General features: G+C 70.3%; 18 protein-coding genes and 1 tRNA gene. 18 read left to right on the top strand and 1 reads right to left on the bottom strand.

The features are described from left to right. Positions 1–388 precede the first annotated feature (388 nt). The gene (locus tag ACIP4Z_RS10090) at positions 389–733 is read left to right on the top strand and encodes a helix-turn-helix transcriptional regulator (protein WP_401306306.1); all 345 of its coding nucleotides are present in this window, start codon (positions 389–391) and stop codon (positions 731–733) included. Beyond that, a complete protein-coding gene (locus ACIP4Z_RS10085; RefSeq protein ID WP_401306304.1) occupies positions 730–1104 on the top strand; it encodes a hypothetical protein in 375 nt (124 codons plus the stop codon). The genes ACIP4Z_RS10090 and ACIP4Z_RS10085 overlap by 4 nt, the downstream gene beginning before the upstream one ends. Positions 1105–2300: 1196 nt before the next feature. On the opposite strand, the gene ACIP4Z_RS10080 is transcribed toward ACIP4Z_RS10085, so the two are convergent. Next, positions 2301–2372: transfer RNA gene (locus tag ACIP4Z_RS10080), tRNA-Arg, on the bottom strand. A 189-nt stretch (positions 2373–2561) separates the two neighbouring features. Here ACIP4Z_RS10080 and ACIP4Z_RS10075 point away from each other — a divergent pair. From ACIP4Z_RS10075 to ACIP4Z_RS10000, 16 genes are all read left to right on the top strand, one after another. Beyond that, positions 2562–2954: a response regulator gene (locus ACIP4Z_RS10075; protein WP_391122650.1), complete on the top strand. Its 393-nt coding sequence runs from the start codon at positions 2562–2564 to the stop codon at positions 2952–2954. Positions 2955–3244: 290 nt separating this feature from the next. Further along, positions 3245–4231: an ArgS-related anticodon-binding protein NrtL gene (nrtL, locus tag ACIP4Z_RS10070; protein WP_391161548.1), complete on the top strand. Its 987-nt coding sequence runs from the start codon at positions 3245–3247 to the stop codon at positions 4229–4231. 100 nt (positions 4232–4331) lie between these two features. Next, the gene (gene lysA / locus ACIP4Z_RS10065) at positions 4332–5723 is read left to right on the top strand and encodes a diaminopimelate decarboxylase (protein ID WP_355344221.1); all 1392 of its coding nucleotides are present in this window, start codon (positions 4332–4334) and stop codon (positions 5721–5723) included. Positions 5724–6079: 356 nt separating this feature from the next. Beyond that, complete coding sequence (locus ACIP4Z_RS10060) at positions 6080–7372, top strand: homoserine dehydrogenase (protein WP_355344218.1); 1293 nt, start codon at positions 6080–6082, stop codon at positions 7370–7372. 20 nt (positions 7373–7392) lie between these two features. After that, positions 7393–8487, top strand: coding sequence for a threonine synthase (gene thrC / locus ACIP4Z_RS10055; RefSeq protein WP_401306300.1), 1095 nt, complete (start codon positions 7393–7395; stop codon positions 8485–8487). A 454-nt stretch (positions 8488–8941) separates the two neighbouring features. Further along, complete coding sequence (gene thrB, locus ACIP4Z_RS10050; protein WP_355344212.1) at positions 8942–9865, top strand: homoserine kinase; 924 nt, start codon at positions 8942–8944, stop codon at positions 9863–9865. 341 nt (positions 9866–10206) lie between these two features. Continuing rightward, on the top strand, positions 10207–12273 hold the full coding sequence (gene rho, locus ACIP4Z_RS10045) for a transcription termination factor Rho (RefSeq protein WP_355344209.1): 2067 nt from the start codon (positions 10207–10209) through the stop codon (positions 12271–12273). 310 nt (positions 12274–12583) lie between these two features. Then, complete coding sequence (locus ACIP4Z_RS10040; protein WP_355344206.1) at positions 12584–14353, top strand: trypsin-like serine protease; 1770 nt, start codon at positions 12584–12586, stop codon at positions 14351–14353. Between the two features lie 230 nt (positions 14354–14583). Next, on the top strand, positions 14584–15756 hold the full coding sequence (locus ACIP4Z_RS10035; protein ID WP_391044579.1) for an LCP family protein: 1173 nt from the start codon (positions 14584–14586) through the stop codon (positions 15754–15756). A gap of 214 nt (positions 15757–15970) precedes the next feature. Next, complete coding sequence (rpmE, locus tag ACIP4Z_RS10030) at positions 15971–16195, top strand: 50S ribosomal protein L31 (RefSeq protein ID WP_188281959.1); 225 nt, start codon at positions 15971–15973, stop codon at positions 16193–16195. Between the two features lie 112 nt (positions 16196–16307). Next, a complete protein-coding gene (gene prfA / locus ACIP4Z_RS10025) occupies positions 16308–17387 on the top strand; it encodes a peptide chain release factor 1 (RefSeq protein WP_355344200.1) in 1080 nt (359 codons plus the stop codon). A 14-nt stretch (positions 17388–17401) separates the two neighbouring features. Beyond that, positions 17402–18247: a peptide chain release factor N(5)-glutamine methyltransferase gene (gene prmC / locus ACIP4Z_RS10020; protein ID WP_188281957.1), complete on the top strand. Its 846-nt coding sequence runs from the start codon at positions 17402–17404 to the stop codon at positions 18245–18247. Between the two features lie 31 nt (positions 18248–18278). After that, entirely contained in the window at positions 18279–18926 is a 648-nt protein-coding gene (locus ACIP4Z_RS10015; RefSeq protein WP_188281956.1) for an L-threonylcarbamoyladenylate synthase, read from the top strand. Then, on the top strand, positions 18923–19585 hold the full coding sequence (locus ACIP4Z_RS10010; RefSeq protein WP_188281955.1) for a protein-tyrosine-phosphatase: 663 nt from the start codon (positions 18923–18925) through the stop codon (positions 19583–19585). Before ACIP4Z_RS10015 ends, ACIP4Z_RS10010 begins: the two co-directional genes overlap by 4 nt. Before the next feature lie 191 nt (positions 19586–19776). Next, on the top strand, positions 19777–21081 hold the full coding sequence (locus ACIP4Z_RS10005; protein ID WP_188281954.1) for an MraY family glycosyltransferase: 1305 nt from the start codon (positions 19777–19779) through the stop codon (positions 21079–21081). Positions 21082–21412: 331 nt separating this feature from the next. Next, a complete protein-coding gene (locus ACIP4Z_RS10000; RefSeq protein WP_188281953.1) occupies positions 21413–21826 on the top strand; it encodes a hypothetical protein in 414 nt (137 codons plus the stop codon). Positions 21827–21927: the final 101 nt, after the last annotated feature.

Below are 21927 nucleotides of genomic sequence, written 5' to 3'. Positions count from 1 at the left end.
GAGGACTCTCGCGAGATGGCCGAGGGCACCCAACCTCTTGCCTGTGGCGTGGGGCTGGTCGCCAGTTGGCTCGGAGCAACGAGGCTGCCCGATTCCCTCGCCGCCGGCCAAGACGCGGCTCCGGCGGGCCGCCTGGTGCGGCACGGGCATGCTGGATCTAGACGCCTGCGCTTGCACCGCCCCTGCGGACGCAATTCCGAGCGCTTCCTCGCTTCGCCGGGGTAGCCGCGACAGCGGCAGGCCGGGAGGCGCCTCCGGGACTTGGTAGCAGGTGCAGAACGTGGGTGGAGCGCTGGCATGGTGCCGGGAGATAGAAGCCGCAGCCGGACGGATTGGCAGGGTTCTACCTAGGTAGACAATTGTGCTCTACCTAGGTAGACTCGCTGGTGTGAGCAACTTCAAGATCACCCCGCACGCGGAATCCGTGTTGCGCTTCATGCTCACCAAGCCCATGGATGCAACGTGGGCACGGGAGTTGACGCAAAATACCGGTCTGCCAAACGGCACCCTTCTGCCGATCTTGACGCGCATGTTGCAGCAAGGCTGGGTCGAGCGCTACTGGGAAAACGACGAAGAGGCAGAAGCCGAACGTCGGCCGCGCCGACGGTACTACCGCCTGACTCGTGAAGGCCAGCAGGAAGCGCGAGTTGAACTTGCGCAACTTAGCGCTGCTCGAAGTCGAATGACGCCAGGCTCAGCTCGGCCTCAGACGGCAGAAGGGGCCGGAACATGAAACCGAAGATTTCTTCGGAAGATGCCCTATGGGATCACGACGGATACGGGACCAGGACGATCCTTTATCGTCCGCCGAGTCGTCGCGTTCAGCCTCGCCGACTGCGTACAGCTTCGGCGCTAGGGATCTTTATCATTGAATGCCTCTCCTGGCTTATGCCGAGCGAGGAGCGTGAAGGATACGTTGATGAACAGGCGTCTGTCTTTGCCGAGGCACCCACCGTACGTGAAAAACTTCAGGAACTTTGGTCGTCATTGACCGGGCTCTTTGAGATCAGGCGTCGACTGCGCGAGCTGGTCGCTGCCCACTCGAACGCCGACGCAGTCGATAAAGATCCTGCGAGTCGCGCCGGTCACCACCTCAACTGGTGACACTGATCCTGTCCCCGTGCAATTATGTTTACCCCTTGGCGGGCGACCGCTTTCTCCTTTAATTCCCGCGAGGCTGCAGCGCGGTTTGATACGGCAAGACGGAAGGGCTTCGTTGTGAGGCAGGACGTTCCTTGGTGGGCGATCGCTACCGCTTTAGTCGCGCTTGCGATCGGTGCCACGTTGATTGTTACGCGGACAGCTTCCCCTTCCGAGGCGGGGACATTCATTGCTCCGCTGTTCGCATTGCTGACAGCGCTCTATGTAGCCCAACGAAAGCCTCCAGCCGAGTAAGAAATAGGGCGTTGTCGCCGGTAACCGAGGGAACGGTGGCGCCCTTTCGGGGCCATCAGGCCACGTTCCCGCGACTGGTCCAGCCACGCTTCCCGAATGGCTCGCGGCTTCAGGGCATGGGGTCTCGGATCGTCCCGGTGGGACCCGCTTGCCGGTGTCTGTATGCCGAGGATGCTGGTGCGAGTAGCCGGGCCCTGGACGGTGATGTAGCCGTCGTAGTCGAGGTCGAGCTGGTCGGCGAACACCTCGGTGCGTGGGTCGTAGCCAATGGCAATGAACAGCCCGGTGGCGTCCAACGCCGAGATTCCGCCGAGAAGGCATTCCGGAGGGTGACGCCGGCGAGTGTGCCGCCGCAGCCCGGCCTGCGCCACCTGGGCGGAGATCACCGCACGCGGCATTACCGCTCGATCAGCGAATTCGCAACGGGGTGTCCCGTCGTCTCCTTCACCCACTTGGTGCAGCGCGGGGCGGCAGAGCGCTCGGCTAACAGGGTCAATCGGTCCTACTTACCGCCCAGTTGCAGTGCTCTACATGCTAAGACGCGAGCTGGAAAACGCTTGTGGGGATCCTACAAAGTTCGCCCCGGCATGATGCTGTTAGCCAAGAGCAACGACCCTCGGGACCTCTTACGTTTGCGGCATTCGTCGCAGGTCACAGGGTTGTTTGTGCGGAACGCGGCCAGCGGGTGAGTCGGGACCGCAGGGTGCCCTCGGCGAAGGGGGAGGCGGTCGTCGCTCGACGACTGGCTGCTTGACCTGCGGCGCTGGCCATACCGAGTGCGCTCAATGCTGGTTTGTAGGGTTCTCGCGCCGAAAAGAGCAACGGTCAGAAGACCGTGTGTCTTTTGGCATGGACAAACAAGGCTCTGACCGGCATTTCTGCTGGTCAGAGCCTTGTTTCCGGAGTGCCCCCGGCAGGATTCGAACCTGCGCACACGGCTCCGGAGGCCGTTGCTCTATCCCCTGAGCTACGGGGGCGACGGGAAGAACATTAGCAGGTTGGGGGAGGTGGGCTGGACAGGGTTTGGGTGGGGGAGGGGAGGTGGGGGGTGCTGGGGGGAGGGGGGTTCACCCGTGGCGGGGAAGAAATGGGCAAAACGCGGACGCATCGAGAGGGGCACGCCTACTCTTCGAGGTGTGGCGGGTGCGTCCGGCCGGGTGCTTGTTGTGGATGACAACAAGGTGATCCGGCAACTGATCAGGGTCAACCTGGAGCTGGAGGGCTTCGAGGTCGTGACCGCGGCTGATGGTGCCGAGTGCCTGGAGATCGTGCACAGTGTGCGGCCGGATGTGGTGACGCTGGATGTGGTCATGCCGCGGCTGGACGGGGTACGGACGGCGGCGCGGCTGCGGGCGGACCCGGATCCGGAGACGCGGCGCGTGGGCATCGTCATGGTGAGCGCCGGGTCCCTGCCGGAGGGGACGGGCGGGGTGGACGCCTATGTCGCGAAGCCCTTCGAGCCCGCCGACCTCGTGGAGACCGTACGTGGGCTGGTCCGGCGCGGCCCCGTGCCGCCCGAGCCCCGCGGGCAGACGGCTTCCGCACCCGGTTCCGCGTAAGCCCGGTGCCTGGACAGGGCTGGGGGACCGTACCCGAGCCCGTTCGGCAGGGGCCCGTTCCGTAGGGCGAGAGTGCCGCGCCCGCCTCGCCCCGCCCCCGTAAAGCCGCTGCGGGCGATGGCTCCTGCCCCCGCGTAGAGCTAGCGCCGCACCCCGCACCGGCCCGTGCGGCCCCCGCCCCGCCCCCCGCGTCGAAAGACGCCCCCCGCCCCCCCCGCAAAGCCGCGGCCGCGACCCCCTGGGAAAACCCGGTCGCCCCCGGGCCCACCCCCTCGCCTAGGCTTTGCCGCGTGACCCCCGCTGAGCTGTCCCGCACCGTGCTGAGTACGGTGCGCCGTGCCGTCGCGGCGGGGGAGCTGGGGGTGGAGGTGCCGGAGCGAGTCGTGGTGCAGAGGCCCCCACGGCCGGGATGCGGGGACTACGCGACGAACGTGGCGTTGCAGCTCGCGGGAGCCGCGGGGCGCCCGCCGCGACAGGTCGCGGAGATCCTCAGCAGGCGGCTCAGCGCCGAGCCCGGCATCGCGCTGGTCGAGATCGCGGGCCCCGGCTTCCTCAACATCACCCTCAACGCGTGGGCGTACGCGGACGTCGTCCGGCAGGTGCGCGCCCAGGGCCCGGAGTACGGGACCGGGGACGGCCTGGCCGGTGAGGCCGGCGGCGTGGCCGCGGACGAAGGGGCCGTACGGGCCCAGGCCGTCGCCGAGGCCGTGAACCGGCTGCTGCGCGCCGCGGGCGCCGCGCCAGGAGCCGCCGAGGAACGCGTGACGGCGGCCGAACCCCAGGACGACCCCGTCGCCCGCCTCGGCCCCGACGCCGCCCGCTGGTCGCTGCTCCGGCCGCCCGCCGAGGACCCGCCCCGTACGGACGACACGTTCCTCGCGCAGCGCGAGAGCAACCCGCTCTTCCGTATCCGCTACGCCCACGCCCGCACCCGCGCGCTGCTCCGTAACGCCCATGACCTGGGCGTGGAGATCGAGAGCACGGTGGACGACCCGTACCACCACCCCGCGGAGACCGAACTGCTCGGCCTGATCGCCGACTTCCCCCGCGTCATCGAGACCGCCGCACGGCGCCGCGCGCCCGACCGGCTCGCCCGCCATCTGGAACGGCTGTCCGACGCCTTCCTCCGCTTCCACGACGAGTGCCCCGCGCTGCCGAAGGGCGACGAGAAACCCTCGGCCGTCCACGCCGCCCGGATCCGGCTCGCCGACGCCACCGGCATCGTGCTCGCCAACGGCCTCCACCTCCTCGGCATCAGCGCTCCCGACCGCGTCTGAGGGCCGGAAGCCCGGCGAGCGACAGCGGGCCGACGACGAGGCCGGTCCACAACCCAGCACCCCATAAAACAACCCCCGATCTGCGAAGAAAGACGACACCGTGAGCCGTTCCGCACACCCCGCCGGGCCCCGCCACGCCGATGTGCTGCCCGAGGGCCACTACGCCGCCCCGCCCGCTGACCTCAACACCCTCGACACCCGCGTCTGGTCCCGCACCGTCACCCGTAACGCCGACGGCGCCGCCGAAGTCGGCGGCCTGGACGTGCGCGCGCTCGCCGAGGAATACGGCACGCCCGCGTACATCCTCGACGAGGCGGACTTCAGGGCCCGCTGCCGCGCGTGGCGGGCGGCCTTCGGGCACGACGCGGACGTCTTCTACGCGGGCAAGGCGTTCCTGTCCCGCGCGGTCGTGAAGTGGCTGCACGAGGAGGGGCTGAATCTGGATGTCTGCTCCGGTACGGAGCTGGCGGTGGCGCTGGAGGCGGGGATGCCCGCCGAGCGGATCGCGCTGCACGGCAACAACAAGTCCACCGCGGAGATCGAGCGCGCGGTGGAGACCGGCGTCGGCCGGATCGTGCTGGACTCGTTCCAGGAGATCGCCAGGGTCGCCGCGGAGGCGGACCGGCAGGGCAAGCGGCAGCGCGTGCAGATCCGGGTGACGGTCGGCGTCGAGGCGCACACCCACGAGTTCATCGCGACCGCGCACGAGGACCAGAAGTTCGGTCTCGCGCTGGCGGGCGGGCAGGCCGCGGAGGCGGTCCGCCGGGTGCTGAAGCTGGAGAGCCTCGAACTGGTCGGCATCCACAGCCACATCGGCTCGCAGATCTTCGACATGGCCGGCTTCGAGGTGGCCGCCCGCCGTGTCGTGTCGCTGCTGGCGGAGGTACGCGACGAGCACGGCGTCGAGCTGCCCGAGATCGACCTCGGCGGCGGCCTCGGCATCGCGTACACCACCGACGACGACCCGCGCGAGCCGCAGGAGATCGCCAAGGCGCTCGGCGAGATCGTCACCCGCGAGTGCGAGGCGGCCCGGCTCGCGGTGCCCCGCCTCTCGGTCGAGCCGGGCCGCGCGATCGTCGGACCGACCGCCTTCACGCTGTACGAGGTCGGCACGATCAAGCCGCTGGACGGCCTGCGCACGTACGTCAGCGTCGACGGCGGCATGTCCGACAACATCCGCACCGCGCTCTACGACGCCGAGTACAGCGTCTCGCTGGTGTCCCGTACGAGTGACGCCGAGCCGATGCTCAGCCGGGTCGTCGGCAAGCACTGCGAGAGCGGCGACATCGTCGTCAAGGACGCCTTCCTCCCCGCCGACCTCGCGCCCGGCGACCTGCTCGCCGTACCGGCCACCGGCGCGTACTGCCGGGCGATGGCCAGCAACTACAACCACGCGCTGCGGCCCCCGGTGGTCGCGGTCACCGACGGCCGGGCGCGGGTGATCGTCCGCCGCGAGACGGAGGACGACCTGCTGCGGCTGGACGTCGGCTGACCCCGAAGGTGCCGAAAAGCCGCAGAAGAGCCGCAGAAGAGCCGCAGAAGAGCCGCAGAAGAGCCGCCGAAAAGCCGCCCGAGGCCGCCGGGACGCCGGCAGCGCGAAGCGCCCGCGATGGTGAAGAATTCACCGTCCCCGCAAGCACGTTGAGGCGATTCGGCAGTACGAGGGCCCGCCGACGCGTAATCTCACGGGCCGAACGCGCTCGGTGACGTGAAATATCGCCGGGTGAACGGCCGGTCTCACTCACCGGACAGGGCGTGGCATCTCCCGTCCGGTGAGTGAGACTGGTTCCCATCCAAGAGCTGTACGGACCCCGGGTCCGCACGGAGCTGTACGAGAGACGAGGTCGGATGATGCGTACGCGTCCGCTGAAGGTGGCGCTGCTGGGCTGTGGAGTGGTCGGCTCAGAGGTCACGCGCATCCTCACGACGCAGGGCGCCGACCTCGCCGCGCGGATCGGTGCCCCCATCGAACTGGCCGGGATCGCGGTACGCCGCCCCAACCGGGTCCGCGAGGGCGTCCCCGCCGAACTCCTCACCACGGACGCGACCGCCCTGGTCAAACGGGGCGACATCGACGTGGTCGTCGAGGTCATCGGCGGCATCGAGCCGGTCCGCACGCTGATCACCACCGCCTTCGAGCACGGCGCGTCCGTGGTCTCCGCGAACAAGGCGCTGCTCGCCGCCGACGGCGCGAAGCTGCACGCCAAGGCCGCCGAGCACGGTGTCGACCTGTACTACGAGGCCGCCGTCGCCGGGGCGATCCCGCTGATCAGGCCGCTGCGCGAGTCGCTCGCGGGCGACAAGGTCAACAGGGTGCTGGGCATCGTCAACGGCACGACGAACTTCATCCTCGACAAGATGGACTCCACCGGCGCCGGGTACAGCGAGGCGCTGGACGAGGCGACCGCGCTCGGATACGCCGAGGCCGACCCGACCGCCGACGTCGAGGGCTTCGACGCCGCCGCGAAGGCCGCGATCCTCGCCGGAATCGCCTTCCACACCCGCGTGACCATCGACGACGTGCACCGCGAGGGCCTCACCGAGGTCACCGCCGCCGACATCGCGTCCGCGCGGAAGATGGGCTGCACGGTGAAGATGCTCGCCATCTGCGAGCGCCGCCCTGACGGGCGCTCGGTGACCGCGCGCGTCCACCCCGCGATGATCCCGCTCAGCCACCCGCTGGCCTCGGTGCGCGAGGCGTACAACGCGGTCTTCGTCGAGGCGGAGGCGGCCGGGCGGCTGATGTTCTACGGTCCTGGTGCGGGCGGTGCACCCACCGCCTCCGCCGTCCTCGGCGACCTGGTGGCCGCCTGCCGCAACAAGCTGGCCGAGACCACCGGCGCCGGCGAGTCCGCGTACACGCAACTGCCGGTGAGCCCGATGGGCGATGTGGTCACCCGCTACCACATCAGCCTCGACGTGGCGGACAAACCGGGCGTCCTGGCTCAGGTCGCGACGGTCTTCGCCGAGCACGACGTGTCCATCGACACGGTGCGGCAGCAGGGTAAGGACGGCGAGGCCTCTCTCGTCGTCGTCACTCACCGCGCGCTCGACTCCGCCCTCTCGGCGACGGTCGCCAGCCTGCGGAAACTCGACACCGTACGCGGCGTCGCCAGCATCATGCGCGTGGAAGGGGAGTAGGGCCCGCTATGAACAGCACCATGAACAACGGAACCGTCGACCGGCCCCGAATGTCGGGCACCCACCAGTGGCGCGGCATCATCGAGGAGTACCGGGACCGGCTGCCGGTCGCCCCGGGCGCCCCGGTGGTCACGCTGCTGGAGGGTGGCACCCCGCTGGTCCCCGCCCAGCTCCTGTCCGAGCTGACCGGCTGTGACGTCTTCCTGAAGGTCGAGGGCGCCAACCCCACCGGCTCCTTCAAGGACCGGGGCATGACCATGGCCATCTCCAAGGCCAAGGAAGAGGGCGCGCAGGCCGTCATCTGCGCCTCGACCGGCAACACCTCGGCGTCGGCCGCCGCCTACGCGGTGCGCGCGGGCATGGTCTGCGCGGTGCTGGTGCCGCAGGGCAAGATCGCGCTCGGCAAGATGGGCCAGGCGCTGGTGCACGGCAGCCGCATCCTCCAGGTCGACGGCAACTTCGACGACTGCCTCGACCTGGCGCGCGGGCTGAGCGAGAAGTACCCGGTGGCGCTGGTCAATTCGGTCAACCCGGCCCGTATCGAGGGGCAGAAGACCGCCGCCTTCGAGATCGTCGACGCGCTCGGTGTCGCCCCCGACATCCACCTCCTCCCGGTCGGCAACGCGGGCAACATCACCGCGTACTGGAAGGGGTACAGCGAATACGCGGCGGACGGTGTGTCCGCCTCGCGGCCGCGGATGTGGGGCTTCCAGGCACACGGCGCCGCGCCGATCGTCAACGGCGCGCCGGTACGTCAGCCGCAGACGATCGCCACCGCGATCCGGATCGGCAACCCCGCGTCCTGGCAGCAGGCCGAGCAGGCCCGCGACGAGTCCGGCGGCCTCATCGAGGCCGTGACCGACCGTCAGATCCTGTCCGCCTACCGGCTGCTGGCCGCGAAGGAGGGCGTCTTCGTCGAGCCCGCCTCCGCCGCCTCGGTCGCCGGGCTGCTCAAGGCCCGCGAAGAGGGCAAGGTGGATCCCGGTCAGCGGATCGTCTGCACGGTCACCGGGAACGGGCTCAAGGACCCCGGGTGGGCCGTGGAGGGTGCTCCGCAGCCGGTGATCGTGCCGGTCGATGCCGATGCTGCTGCGCAGCGGCTCGGGCTGGTCTGAGCCGGGCCGTCTCCGGGGCGGGACGCGCCCCGCCAGGGGTGCGGGGAACTGCGCGCTCAGCCACCGACGGTGGGGCGGCCTAACAACCGGCCCCAGCGGGGCAGTTGCGGCTTTTTCCGGGCTGACAGCCCGGTGGGGGCTTGTCGCGCAGTTCCCCGCGCCCCTGAAAAGATCGGCTCGCCGTTCTCGGCGGTGCGGCGGCTCTGAAAAGATCGGCTCGCCGTCATGGGGAAGCGTGCCGCAGGCACGGGGCGCACAGGGGAGGGGCGACACGCATCACGCGCTCTTCGTGCGCCCTATGTCGCAGGAGAACCTTCCTTCGATAGGCTTACCTCAGCGGCACCGCAGTGTGCCCGACTCCGGCAGTTGCCAATGGGCAGTGCCTCCCCCGCCCCGCCGCCCGGCGATGACGCCGCGCCCGCAGGGCGAACCGCACGAGGAGATTCGTCGAACGATGGCCGGTCCCGCGTTCCGCGCCGCCGCAGTACGAGTGCGCGTCCCCGCGACCAGCGCCAATCTGGGCCCCGGTTTCGACGCCTTCGGCCTGGCGCTCGGCCTGTACGACGACGTCGTGGTCCGCGTCGCCGACTCCGGCCTGCACGTGGACATCGCGGGCGAGGGCGCCGACACCCTGGCCAGGGACGAGAAGCACCTGGTCGTACGGTCGTTGCGGACCGCCTTCGACCTGCTGGGCGGTCAGCCGCGCGGCCTCGAGGTGGTGTGCGCCAACCGCATTCCGCACGGCCGCGGCCTCGGTTCGTCCTCCGCCGCCATCTGCGCGGGCATCATCGCCGCCCGCGCGGTGACGATAGGCGGCCCCGCCGTACTCGACGACATCGCGCTGCTGGAGCTGGCCACCGAGATCGAGGGCCACCCCGACAACGTCGCCGCCTGCCTGATGGGCGGCTTCACCCTGGCGTGGACCGAGGGCGGCGCGGCCCGCGCGATCCGGCTGGACCCGGCGCGCTCGCTGGTCCCCGTGGTGTTCGTACCCGCCACCCCCCTGCTCACCGAGACCGCCCGCGGGCTGCTGCCGCGTACCGTCCCGCATGTGGACGCCGCGGCCAACGCGGGCCGGGCCGCGCTGCTGGTGGAGGCGCTCACCCGGCGCCCCGAGCTGCTGCTGCCCGCCACCGAGGACCGCCTGCACCAGGACTACCGCGGGCCCGCCATGCCCGAGAGCCTGGCGCTGGTGAACCGGCTGCGCGCCGACGGCGTACCGGCCGTGATCTCCGGTGCGGGACCCACGGTGCTGGCGCTCACCGAGGAGGGCGCCGCCGACAAGGTCACCCGGCTCGCCGGCGAGGGCTGGGCGGCCAACCGTCTGGCGCTCGACACGGCCGGAGCCAGTGTCCTGCCGCTCGCGGGGGGGCAGTGACACGATTGCCGGTCGTAGAGAGGGGGAATGTTTGTTGGATCCGGTAGTGTTAACCTCAAGCCTGCATTCGACGCCCAATGGGCGCGATGCACTGTGTCCCTTCCGTGGGACCGCTTATCTTCCGGGAGCCTCCCACACCGCATAGGCAGCAGTCCTGCGCAGTGTCGAGCACGCTCCGGAGTCGGCACCAGAACCCTTGTCGTGCCGAGCCCCGAATGTATTTCTGCCGCCGTCAGGCGGACCACCGCCCCGGCTCTGAGCAGCGGAAACGCCCAGATCCGGACAGCACGACCGGTCGCCGAGCCAGACAGGCCGACGTCCGCTCCAGGGAAGGACCCTTCGTGAGCGACACCACCGATCTGATGGGCGTGCGCGCAGAGAACTCTGTCGCCGCGTCCGATGCCGACGCGCCTGCTACCGGTGCTGCCACGGCCAGTGCCTCACGGCGACGCCGGTCCGGGACCGGTCTTGACGGCATGGTCCTGGCCGAGTTGCAGCAGCTCGCCTCCGGTCTCGGGATCAAGGGCACCGCGCGGATGCGCAAGAGCCAGTTGATCGAGACCATCAAGGAGAAGCAGGCGGGCGGCGGCGCCGCGACGGCCCAGGCCGCCGCGCCCGCGGCAGAGGCCCCCGCGGCCGAGAAGCCCAAGCGCCGCGCGACGTCGCGGGCCCGGCTGGCCGAGGCGCCCGCCGAGGCGGACGGTGCGGCCAAGGCCGCCCCCGCCAAGGCCGCCGCCACCGCGCCCGCGGAGCCCCAGCAGATCGAGATTCCCGGCCAGCCCGCCGGTGAGCAGGCCAAGTCGGCCGCGAAGGCCGAGCGCGCCGCCGAGGCCGCCGCCGACACCGCGGAGGGCAAGACCGACAGCCGTACCGAGGCCAAGGACGCCAAGGGCGACGGCAAGCAGCAGCAGAACGGCGGCGGCGCCGCCGGGTCCGGCGACGAGCGCCAGGACCGGCAGCGCGGCCAGCGCGGCGACCGCCGTGAGCGGCAGCGCGACCGCCGCGGGCGCGGCGAGGACGGCGCCGAGGGCGGCAACCGCGACGGCGGCAACCGGCAGAACCGCGACCGCGGCGACCGGGGCAACCAGCAGCAGGGCGGCGGCCAGGGCGGCCAGAACCAGCAGCAGGGCGGCCAGGGCGGCGGCGGCAACGCGCAGGACGACGACGAGTTCGGCGACGGTCGCGGCCGTCGGCGCGGGCGCTACCGCGACCGCCGCGGGCGGGGCAACCGCCGCGACGAGTTCGGCGGCGGCGAGGTCCAGGTCTCCGACGACGACGTGCTGATCCCCGTCGCGGGCATCCTGGACATCCTCGACAACTACGCCTTCATCCGGACCTCCGGCTACCTGCCGGGTCCCAACGACGTGTACGTCTCGCTCGCCCAGGTCCGCAAGAACGGCCTGCGCAAGGGCGACCACGTCACCGGCGCCGTACGGCAGCCCAAGGACGGCGAGCGCCGCGAGAAGTTCAACGCGCTGGTCCGGCTGGACTCCGCGAACGGGATGGGCGCCGACTCCGGCCGCGGCCGTCCGGAGTTCAACAAGCTCACGCCGCTGTACCCGCAGGACCGGCTCCGTCTGGAGACCGACCCGGGCGTGCTGACCACCCGGATCATCGACCTCGTGTCGCCGATCGGCAAGGGCCAGCGCGGTCTGATCGTGGCCCCGCCGAAGACCGGCAAGACCATGATCATGCAGGCCATCGCCAACGCGATCACCACGAACAACCCCGAGTGCCACCTGATGGTCGTCCTGGTCGACGAGCGTCCCGAAGAGGTCACCGACATGCAGCGGTCGGTGAAGGGCGAGGTCATCTCCTCGACCTTCGACCGCCCCGCCGAGGACCACACCACGGTCGCCGAGCTGGCCATCGAGCGGGCCAAGCGGCTCGTGGAGCTGGGCCACGACGTGGTCGTGCTGCTCGACTCCATCACCCGTCTGGGCCGCGCGTACAACCTGGCGGCGCCCGCTTCCGGCCGCATCCTGTCCGGTGGTGTCGACTCGACCGCGCTCTACCCGCCGAAGCGGTTCTTCGGCGCGGCGCGCAACATCGAGGACGGCGGCTCGCTGACCATCCTGGCCACCGCGCTGGTCGAGACCGGCTCGCGGATGGACGAGGTGATCTTCGAGGAGTTCAAGGGCACCGGCAACATGGAGCTCAAGCTCGACCGCAAGCTCGCGGACAAGCGGATCTTCCCCGCGGTGGACGTCGACCCGTCCGGTACCCGTAAGGAAGAGATCCTGCTGGACCGGGACGAGTTGGCGATCGTCTGGAAGCTCCGCCGCGTTCTGCACGCGCTCGACTCCCAGCAGGCGATCGAGCTGCTGCTGGACAAGATGAAGCAGACGAAGTCCAACGCGGAGTTCCTGATGCAGATCGCGAAGACGACGCCGGGCAACAACGACTGACCTTCCGGTCAGGACAGACGAGAAACAGCTCGGCCCGCCGGTTTCCCGGCGGGCCGAGCTGTTTCTTTGCTCAAACATGTGTTCCCGGCTACCGGTGAGGGTGGTCCGGGCCAAGCTGGCAGTCATATGATCTGCCAGTCGCAGGTGGGGGGAACCATCTTCGGACGTCCGACCCGGCCGCAGGGCTGTGCTTCAGCCTGCCCGCGCCCCTTTTCGCCGACGTCCGGTCAGCTACTCGCTCCTGTGCACATCTCCCGTGCGGCCACCGCCCGTTGGCGGCCGTCGCGCATTTCTACGACAGGAGTTCTGAGTGTTCTCTGCCCATGAGGGCCGGGGGCGCTGGCGGCGCAGCCGTACAGCGGTCCTCGCAGCCACGGTCGCCGCGGGCGCCGTGAGTCTGTTCCTGGCGACGCCGGCCCAGGCCGGCGACCCGCAGCCGCCCGTTCTCCACCCGGCCGGGCACCCCAGTGCGCCGTCCCAGGCGGAACTGCGCGCCCGCGTCGCGGGCGCGGTGGCGGCGGACGACGGCCCGTCCCGCACCAAGCTCTCCGCCGGCCCGCACACGGTCGACCCGAAGATCATCGGCGGCACCACCACGACGATCTCCAGCGCGCCGTGGATGGTCCAGCTCTGGTACTTCGACGACAAGGGCACCGACTCGACGAAGGACGACGACAGCTTCTTCTGCGGCGGCACCGTGGTGTCCCCGTCGAAGATCCTGACCGCCGCCCACTGCGTCGCGGGCCTCAACTGGAATCTGCACGGTGTCGTCATCGGCGGCACCGACCAGCTCCCCACCGACAGCGCCGACGGCACCACCACGGATCTGCACGGCGGTACCGCCACCGGCGTGTGGCGGCAGTGGAGCAACCCGACGTACGACAACCCCGAGTACGACAACGACGTGGCCGTACTGACGCTCGACGTCCCCACGACGGCCAAGCCGCTGCCGATCACCACGGCGACCGACAGCGCCTCGTACGTCACCGGCACCCAGGGAACCGTCTACGGCTGGGGGCGCACCAGCTCCGGCAGCCCGGACCCCTCGCAGACGCTGCGGAAGGCGACCCTGCCGGTCGCCGCGAACACCGCGTGCACAACGGTGTACGGGTCGAGATTCGTCGCGGGCCACATGGTCTGCGCGGGAGCGCCCGCTTCCGGCGCGGACGCCGGGACCACCGCGACCTGCAACGGTGACTCGGGCGGTCCGCTCGTGGTCGCCGGGAAGCTGGTCGGCGTCGTCTCGTGGGGCACCAAGGACTGTGTCGCGCAGGGCACGTACAGCGTCTTCAGCCGGGTCAGCGCCTACGTCGGCGCCGTCAACCCCCGGATCGACGACGCGAATCTCAGCCTGGACGACAAGGCCGACCTGGTCGCCGTGACACCGGCCGGATCGGCGTACGAGTACGTGTCGACCGGCGGCGCCTTCGCCCCGAAGGCGTCGATGGGCGACTTCAGCGGACTGAACCTGGTCCGTCAGAGCGACCTGGACCGGAACGACTACCAGGACCTGGTCGTCCGCACCACGGACGGCCGGCTGTTCTGGCTGGACGGATACAGCGGTAACAATGTGCTGATCGGTCCGGGCTGGAACGTCATGAAGTCGATCATCACGCCGGGTGACGTCAACGGCGACGGTCTGCCGGACGTGGTCGCCACCGACACCAGCGGGAACTCGTGGCTCTACCCCGGCAACGGCAAGGGCGCCCTCGGCGCCCGCGCCAAGATCGGCGGCGGCTGGGACATCTTCAACGGCCAGATCTACGGCAAGGGCGATCTGACCGGCGACGGCCGTCCCGACATCATCGCGCGGGACAGCGCGGGCGCCCTGTGGCTCTACAAGGGCACGGGCCTCGCGTCCGGGCCCTGGGCGGCCCGTACGAAGATCGGGACCGGCTGGAACGCGTACAACGCCTTCGCGGCCGTCGGTGACATCACCGGCGACGGCAAGGCCGACCTGGTCGCCCGGGACGCCTCGGGCACGCTGTGGCTGTACAAGGGCACGGGCTCCGCGTCCGGCCCCTACGCGGCCAAGGTCAAGATCGGGACCGGCTGGAATGCGTACAACCTGTTCGGCTGAGTTTCACGCAGGGTGATCAAAAGAGCGCCCGCGTACCCCCTGACCTGGGGGTACGCGGGCGCTCGCACGTCTTCTCCCGGTCTCCCCGGATGCCGGGAAGGGGAACCTCGGCGGAGGATGGAGCGTCTGACACTTCGGGACGAATGCCCGCGAAGCCCACGAAGACCGTGACGCCGGCGAAGCCCACGAAGACCGTGCACGCCCACGACGCCCAGGAAACGGAGGGAGCCATGTCCGAGGACCAGCTGCCGACCGGGGCCACTGCCGTCAGCGACGGCAAGGGCAGCAGGCGGCACCAGCGCACCCGGCGCCGCCGGGTGCTGCGCGTGGTCGCCTGGGGCACCGCGGGCCTGGTGCTGCTCGGCGGCGCGGGCGCGGGCTATCTCTACTTCCGGCTCAACGGCAACATCAAGAGCGTCGACATCGACTCCGCGCTCGGCACCGACCGCCCCGCGGCCCTGGGCAACGGCGCGATGGACATCCTCGTGCTCGGCTCGGACTCCCGGTCCGGCGCCAACAGCGAGTACGGCCACGCGGGCGGCGGCGCCCGCTCGGACACCGCGATGATCGTGCACCTGAACAAGGGCCACAAGGCCGCCAGCGTGGTCAGCATCCCGCGCGACACCCTCGTCCCCCGGCCCGTGTGCGCCAAGCCCGGCGGGGGCACCGCACCGGCCGTGCGGAGCGTCATGTTCAACAGCGCCTACGAGGTCGGCGGCCCGGCCTGCGCGGTCAAGACCGTCGAGGCCATGACGGGCCTGCGGATGGACCACTACATCGAGGTCGACTTCACCGGCTTCAAGAACCTCATCAACGCGCTGGGCGGCGTCCCGCTCACCACCACCCAGGCCATACACGACACCAAGAGCCACCTGGACCTGGCCGCGGGCACCCACACCCTCAACGGCGAGCAGGCGCTCGGCCTGGTCCGCACCCGGCACGGCGTGGCCGACGGCAGCGACCTGGGCCGGATCCAGCTCCAGCAGGCGTTCATGAAGGCGCTGATGAACCGGGTGAGCGGGCTCGGCCTGCTGACCAGCCCCACCAAGCTGATCGACGTCGCCGACACCGCCACCAGCGCCATCACCACCGACTCCGACCTCGCCTCGGTCGGCTCCCTGATGGGCTTCGCGGAGAGCGTGCGCGGCCTGGACTCGACGAATGTCCACATGGTGACACTGCCGGTCCAGTACGCGGTCAGCGATCCCAACCGGGTGGAGCCGATGCCCGCGCAGGCCGCGATGGTGTGGGCCGCGCTGCGGGCCGACCGGCCGATCCCGGCCGCCGCCACCAAGGGCTCGGCCGCCGACGAGGTCAACGCCAAGAAGGTGGTCGGGGCCGGCGCCACCGCGGACCCGGGCACCTCGCCGAGCCCGGGCCTCAGCCCGAGCACCACGCCCTGACCTGGCCGGACCCGCCCCGGGCCCGCCCCGGGCCCGCTCCGGGGCCCGCGCCCCGCACCCGCTCCGACCTGCGCTTTCGGGCCGGGAATTATCCGGGCCCACCCCTCGTTTTGGGAGATACGGCCAGTCCTGGCAGACTGGACCGCTGGCTCCGGTTCACGTGCACGCAAACCCGCGGTACGACCCGGCGCCCTCCCGAACCTAGGAGCATCCCTTGAAGCAAGGCATCCACCCCGAGTACTTCGAGACCCAGGTCACCTGCACCTGTGGCGCCTCGTTCACCACTCACAGCACCGAGAAGAGCGGCCAGATCCGCGCCGACGTGTGCTCCGAGTGCCACCCGTTCTACACGGGCAAGCAGAAGATCCTCGACACCGGCGGCCGTGTGGCCCGCTTCGAGGCCCGCTTCGGCAAGGCCGCCGGGTCCGCCAAGAAGTAGCGACCCGCAAGCGCCGGTTCCCGGTCGCCCAGTCATGGGTGACCGGACCGGCGCTTTGTCGTCCCGGGCCAGCCAGGCCAGGCAGCCACTTCATCCAGCTAGGGAACCGAAGATGTTCGAGGCGGTCGAGGAACTGATCGGCGAGCACGCCGACCTCGAAAAGCAGCTTGCCGACCCCGCGGTCCACGCGGACCAGGCCAACGCCCGCAAGCTGAACAAGCGTTACGCCGAGCTGACCCCCATCATCAGCACGTACCGCTCCTGGCGGCAGCTCGGCGACGACATCGGTACCGCCCGCGAACTCGGCGCCGACGACCCGGACTTCGCCGCCGAGGTGAAGGACCTGGAGAAGCAGCGCGACGAGGTGACCGAGCGGCTGCGGCTGCTGCTGGTGCCCCGCGACCCCAGCGACGACAAGGACGTCATCCTCGAGGTCAAGGCGGGGGAGGGCGGCGAGGAGTCCGCGCTGTTCGCCGGCGACCTGCTGCGGATGTACCTGCGCTACGCCGAGCGCGTCGGCTGGAAGACCGAGATCCTCGACGCCAACGAGTCCGACCTCGGCGGCTACAAGGACGTCCAGGTCGTGGTCAAGGCCAAGAGCAACCACGAGCCCGGCCAGGGCGTCTGGGCCCGTATGAAGTACGAGGGCGGCGTGCACCGCGTCCAGCGGGTGCCCGCCACCGAGTCGCAGGGCCGTATCCACACCTCCGCGGCCGGCGTGCTGGTCACCCCGGAGGCCGAGGAGGTCGAGGTCGAGATCGGCCCCAACGACCTGCGGATCGACGTCTACCGCTCGTCGGGCCCCGGCGGCCAGTCCGTCAACACCACCGACTCCGCGGTCCGCATCACACACCTCCCCAGCGGCCTGGTCGTCTCCTGCCAGAACGAGAAGAGCCAGCTCCAGAACAAGGAGTCGGCGATGCGCATCCTGCGCTCCCGGCTGCTGGCCGCCGCGCAGGAGGAGGCCGAGAAGGAAGCCTCCGACGCCCGCCGCAGCCAGGTCCGTACCGTCGACCGCTCCGAGCGCATCCGTACGTACAACTTCCCCGAGAACCGCATCTCGGACCACCGGGTCGGCTTCAAGGCGTACAACTTGGACCAGGTGCTCGACGGGGACCTGGACGCGATGATCCAGGCCTGCGTGGACGCCGATTCGGCGGCCAAACTGGCCGCCGCTGGCGACGGCAGCTAAGGGGGGAAGGCAGAGTGAACCTGCTGCTCGCCGAGGTGGCGCAGGCCGCCCAGCGACTGGCCGACGCGGGCGTGCCGTCGCCACGCTTCGACGCCGAGGAACTCGCCGCGTACGTCCACGGGGTCAAGCGCGGCGAACTGCACGGCGTCGCCGACACCGAGTTCGACGCCCGGTACTGGGAGGCCGTGGCGCGCCGCGAGGCACGCGAACCGCTCCAGCACATCACCGGCCGGGCCTTCTTCCGCTACCTCGAACTCCAGGTGGGGCCAGGGGTGTTCGTGCCCCGCCCGGAGACCGAGTCGGTGGTCGGCTGGGCGATAGACGCCGTACGCGCCATGGACGTCGCGGAACCGCTGATCGTGGACCTGTGCACCGGCTCCGGCGCCATCGCGCTGGCGCTGGCCCAGGAGGTGCCGCGCTCGCGGGTGCACGCCGTGGAGCTGTCCGAGGACGCCCTGGAGTGGGCCCGCAAGAACGTCGAGGGCAGCAAGGTCGACCTGCGGCAGGGCAACGCGCTGACCGCGTTCCCCGAACTCAACGGCCACGTCGACCTGGTGATCTCCAACCCGCCCTACATCCCGCTCACCGAGTGGGAGTACGTGGCGCCCGAGGCCCGCGACCACGACCCCGAACTCGCCCTGTTCTCCGGCGAGGACGGCCTGGACACCATCCGCGGCATCGAGCGCACCGCGCACCGGCTGCTGCGGCCCGGCGGCGTCGTCGTCATCGAGCACGCCGACTCCCAGGGCGGCCAAGTGCCGTGGATCTTCAAGGAGGACGCGGGCTGGGCGGACGCGGCCGACCACCCCGATCTCAACAACCGCCCCCGTTTCACCACGGCCCGTAAGGCGACACCATGACGGGGACACAGCATCTTCTGGAGGTCAGCTAATGGCACGGCGATACGACTGCTCGGATGCGACCGACCGGGCCACCGGCCTGCGCGAGGCCACCTCGGCCGTCAAGCGCGGTGAACTCGTCGTCCTGCCCACCGACACCGTGTACGGCATCGGCGCGGACGCCTTCGACGCCGAGGCGGTCGGCGACCTGCTGGAGGCCAAGGGCCGCGGGCGCAACATGCCCTCGCCCGTCCTGGTCGGCTCCCCGAACACCCTGCACGGCATCGTCACCGACTTCTCCGAGCAGGCGTGGGAGCTCGTCGACGCCTTCTGGCCCGGCGCGCTCACCCTGGTCACCAAGCACCAGCCGTCGCTCAACTGGGACCTCGGCGACGCCCGCGGCACCGTCGCCGTCCGGATGCCGCTGCACCCGGTCGCGATCGAGCTGCTGACCGCCACCGGGCCGATGGCCGTCTCCAGCGCCAACCTCACGGGACACCCCTCGCCGCAGGACTGCGACGCCGCCCAGGGCATGCTCGGCGACTCCGTGGCGGTCTACCTCGACGGCGGCCCCACCCCGTCCGCCGTCGCCTCCTCGATCGTGGACGTGACGGGGAAGGTCCCGGTACTGCTGCGGGCCGGGGCGATCAGTGCGGAGGAGCTGCGCAAGGTGGTCCCCGACCTGGAGGAGCGCAGTTGACTGCGCCCGACGGGCGTGGCATACCGGGCCTCGCCGCCCGCGCGGGGACCCTCCCCGGACAGGGCGGTGACGCCTTCCGCATCCTCCACGTCTGCACCGGCAACGTCTGCCGCTCGCCGATGGCCGAGCGGCTGACGCGGCATGGGCTGGCGCGCCGCCTCGGCGACGGCGCCACCGGCATCGTCGTGGAGTCCGCGGGCACCTGGGGCCACGAAGGCGCGCCGATGGAGGCGCACGCCGCCGCCGTACTCGCCGAGTACGGCGCCGACCCGACCGGTTTCACCGGCCGGGAGCTGCTCGACGACCATGTGATCGACGCCGACCTCGTCCTGACCGCGACCCGCGACCACCGCTCCCAGGTGATCTCGATGGGACACGCGGCGGGTCTGCGTACCTTCACGCTCAAGGAGTTCACCCGCCTGGTGCGGGCCATAGACCCCACCACGCTGCCCGAGGGCAGTGTCACCGACCGCGCCCGCGCCCTGGTCGGCGCCGCCGCCGCGCTGCGCGGCTGGCTGCTCGCGCCCAGCCCCGACGCCGACGAGGTCCACGACCCGTACGGCGCTCCCATCTCGTACTTCCGCAGCATCGGCGACGAGATCCACACCGCGCTCGACCCCGTCGTCACCGCCCTGACGGGCATCCCCGCGGCCGTCTGAGCCCGCGACGGCACGCCCGGGACAACCCCTTCACATTCCCCGTACAGCCGGTGTGCAACCGTGGGCCCTCCCTGTGAGTCTTGATTGATGTTCGCCGTCTCGGCCCGGCCACCACTAGGGTGTGACGCTGTGAGGATCCCCCGGACGTGTGCGCAGCGCTGCTACGCCCCCGAAGTCGTCGGAGGCTGCTCGTGCGCGAGTATCTGCTGACCCTGTGCGTCGCCGCCGCCGTCACGTATCTGCTGACCGGCCCGGTACGGAAGTTCGCCATCGCGGCGGGCGCCATGCCGCCGATCCGCGCGCGTGACGTGCACCGCGAGCCCACGCCCCGGCTGGGCGGCATCGCGATGTTCGGCGGGCTGTGCGCCGGTCTGCTGGTCGCCGCGCACCTGAGCAACATCGGGGACGTGTTCTCGCAGTCCAACGAGCCGCGCGCGCTGCTGTCCGGCGCCGGGCTGATCTGGCTGCTCGGTGTGCTGGACGACAAGTGGGGCGTCGACGCGCTGGTCAAGCTCGGCGTGCAGATGATCGCCGCGGGTCTGATGGTCTTCCAGGGCCTGACCATTCTGTGGCTGCCGGTGCCCGGTGTCGGCCCGGTCGCGCTCACCCCGATCCAGTCGACGCTGCTGACGGTCGCGCTGGTCGTCATCACCATCAACGCGGTCAACTTCGTGGACGGCCTCGACGGTCTGGCCGCGGGCGTCGTCTGCATCGCCGCCATCGCGTTCTTCATGTACGCGTACCGCATGTGGTACGGCTACGGCGTCGAGGCCGCCGCGCCCGCCACGCTGTTCAGCGCGATCCTGATCGGCATGTGCGTGGGCTTCCTGCCGCACAACATCCACCCGGCGCGGATCTTCATGGGCGACTCGGGGTCGATGCTGATCGGCCTCGTGCTCGCCTCGTCCGCGATCTCCATCACCGGGCAGGTCGACCCGGACGCCATCACCGACTTCACCGGCTCCAGCCGCAGCACCGTGCACTTCATGGTGCCGGTCTACATGCCGCTGCTGCTGCCGCTGACGATGATCGCGATCCCGGCCGCCGACCTGGTGCTTGCCGTGGTCCGCAGGACGTGGAAGGGGCAGTCGCCGTTCGCCGCCGACCGCGGCCACCTGCACCACCGGCTGCTGGAGATCGGGCACTCGCACAGCCGGGCCGTGCTGATCATGTACTTCTGGTCGGCGCTGTTCGCCTTCTCCGCGGTGGCGTTCTCGGTGAACTCCTCCAGCCTCGGCATCGTCATGGTGATCGTCGGCCTGAGCGCGCTGGGTCTGCTGGTCCTGCTGCTGCCGCGGTTCCGGCCGCGCGCGCCGCACTGGGCCGAGGCGTTCGTACCGCCGCGCTACCGGCGCCGACGCCGCCGGCTGGCCGCCGCCGCTGCCGCGGCCGAGCGGGAGATGCGCTCCGAGGACCGTCCGCCGCTGCACGGATCGACGGCGATCGGCGACCGTTCGCGGCTGCCGGACCGGCGTCCCGTCGAGAGCCGCCGGTAGGTGTCGGGCAGGCTCTGAGCGGCGTCGGCAGCCGGTAGTTGACCGTCATCGATAAAGTCCTTTAAGTCCGGCATATCCGGCAATTTCCCCGAAGTGGGCAAATAGGACGTCAGTTGAACGGCGTGTCGATACCTCTCCCGTGTGACAGTGAGCACATCTCCATGGTAAAGCCCTGGCTAAATACTTTGTGATACCGTTCACGAAACCCGGGAAACAAGCCGAAAGACCGTAGTGAGATGGTCTTCCGGCGTGAGGCACGTCCCCAAACCCGGATTACGCTCGTCTCCGACGACACCCGCTTTCCCCAACTCCCGCCGGAGGAGCTGCCACCATGCAGTCCAACGACGTCCGAACTCTCCTCAACTGCACCGTCCCCACTGCCGCGGCCGGTGTCATCGCCACCGCTGTGAGCGGAGCGGTGGCCGGTGGCAAGGGAGCGATCGGCGCCGCCGCCGGCACGTTGGTCGTGATCGCCTTCATGGCGATCGGGATGGTGGTGCTCCAGCGCACCGCCAAGGCGTACCCGTCGCTGTTCCAGATGATGGGCCTCGTGCTCTACACCGTGCAGATCCTGCTGCTGGCGATCGTGCTCGCGGTGTTCAAGCACACCTCGCTCTTCAACACCCGCGCGTTCGCCTTCTCGCTGCTGGCCGCTGCGCTCGTCTGGATCGCCGCGCAGGCACGCGCGCACATGAAGACCAAGATCCTTTACGTCGAGCCCGAGTCGGCGGGAACACCGTCGTGAGCCGCGGGTTCGGTAGGGCCGGTGTAAAGACCCTGCCGCTCGTTTGCTATCGTCCGGACTCAACTGCGGCGGAGCTGCCGCGAGCGGCGCTCAAGCCTGCC

Source organism: Streptomyces sp. NPDC088910, assembly GCF_044749865.1.
Lineage (GTDB): Bacteria > Actinomycetota > Actinomycetes > Streptomycetales > Streptomycetaceae > Actinacidiphila.
Note: the sequence above shows the minus strand (reverse complement) of the source record. Positions and strands in the feature narration are given on the sequence as shown.

Excerpts from the sequence above, each read along its gene's own strand:
- ACIP4Z_RS10085 (WP_401306304.1), top strand. The coding sequence starts at position 730 with ATGAAACCGAAGATTTCTTCGGAAGATGCCCTATGGGATCACGACGGA.
- ACIP4Z_RS10060 (WP_355344218.1), top strand. The coding sequence starts at position 6,080 with ATGATGCGTACGCGTCCGCTGAAGGTGGCGCTGCTGGGCTGTGGAGTG.
- thrC (WP_401306300.1), top strand. The coding sequence starts at position 7,393 with ATGAACAACGGAACCGTCGACCGGCCCCGAATGTCGGGCACCCACCAG.
- thrB (WP_355344212.1), top strand. The coding sequence starts at position 8,942 with ATGGCCGGTCCCGCGTTCCGCGCCGCCGCAGTACGAGTGCGCGTCCCC.
- ACIP4Z_RS10035 (WP_391044579.1), top strand. The coding sequence starts at position 14,584 with ATGTCCGAGGACCAGCTGCCGACCGGGGCCACTGCCGTCAGCGACGGC.
- prfA (WP_355344200.1), top strand. The coding sequence starts at position 16,308 with ATGTTCGAGGCGGTCGAGGAACTGATCGGCGAGCACGCCGACCTCGAA.
- ACIP4Z_RS10015 (WP_188281956.1), top strand. The coding sequence starts at position 18,279 with ATGGCACGGCGATACGACTGCTCGGATGCGACCGACCGGGCCACCGGC.
- ACIP4Z_RS10000 (WP_188281953.1), top strand. The coding sequence starts at position 21,413 with ATGCAGTCCAACGACGTCCGAACTCTCCTCAACTGCACCGTCCCCACT.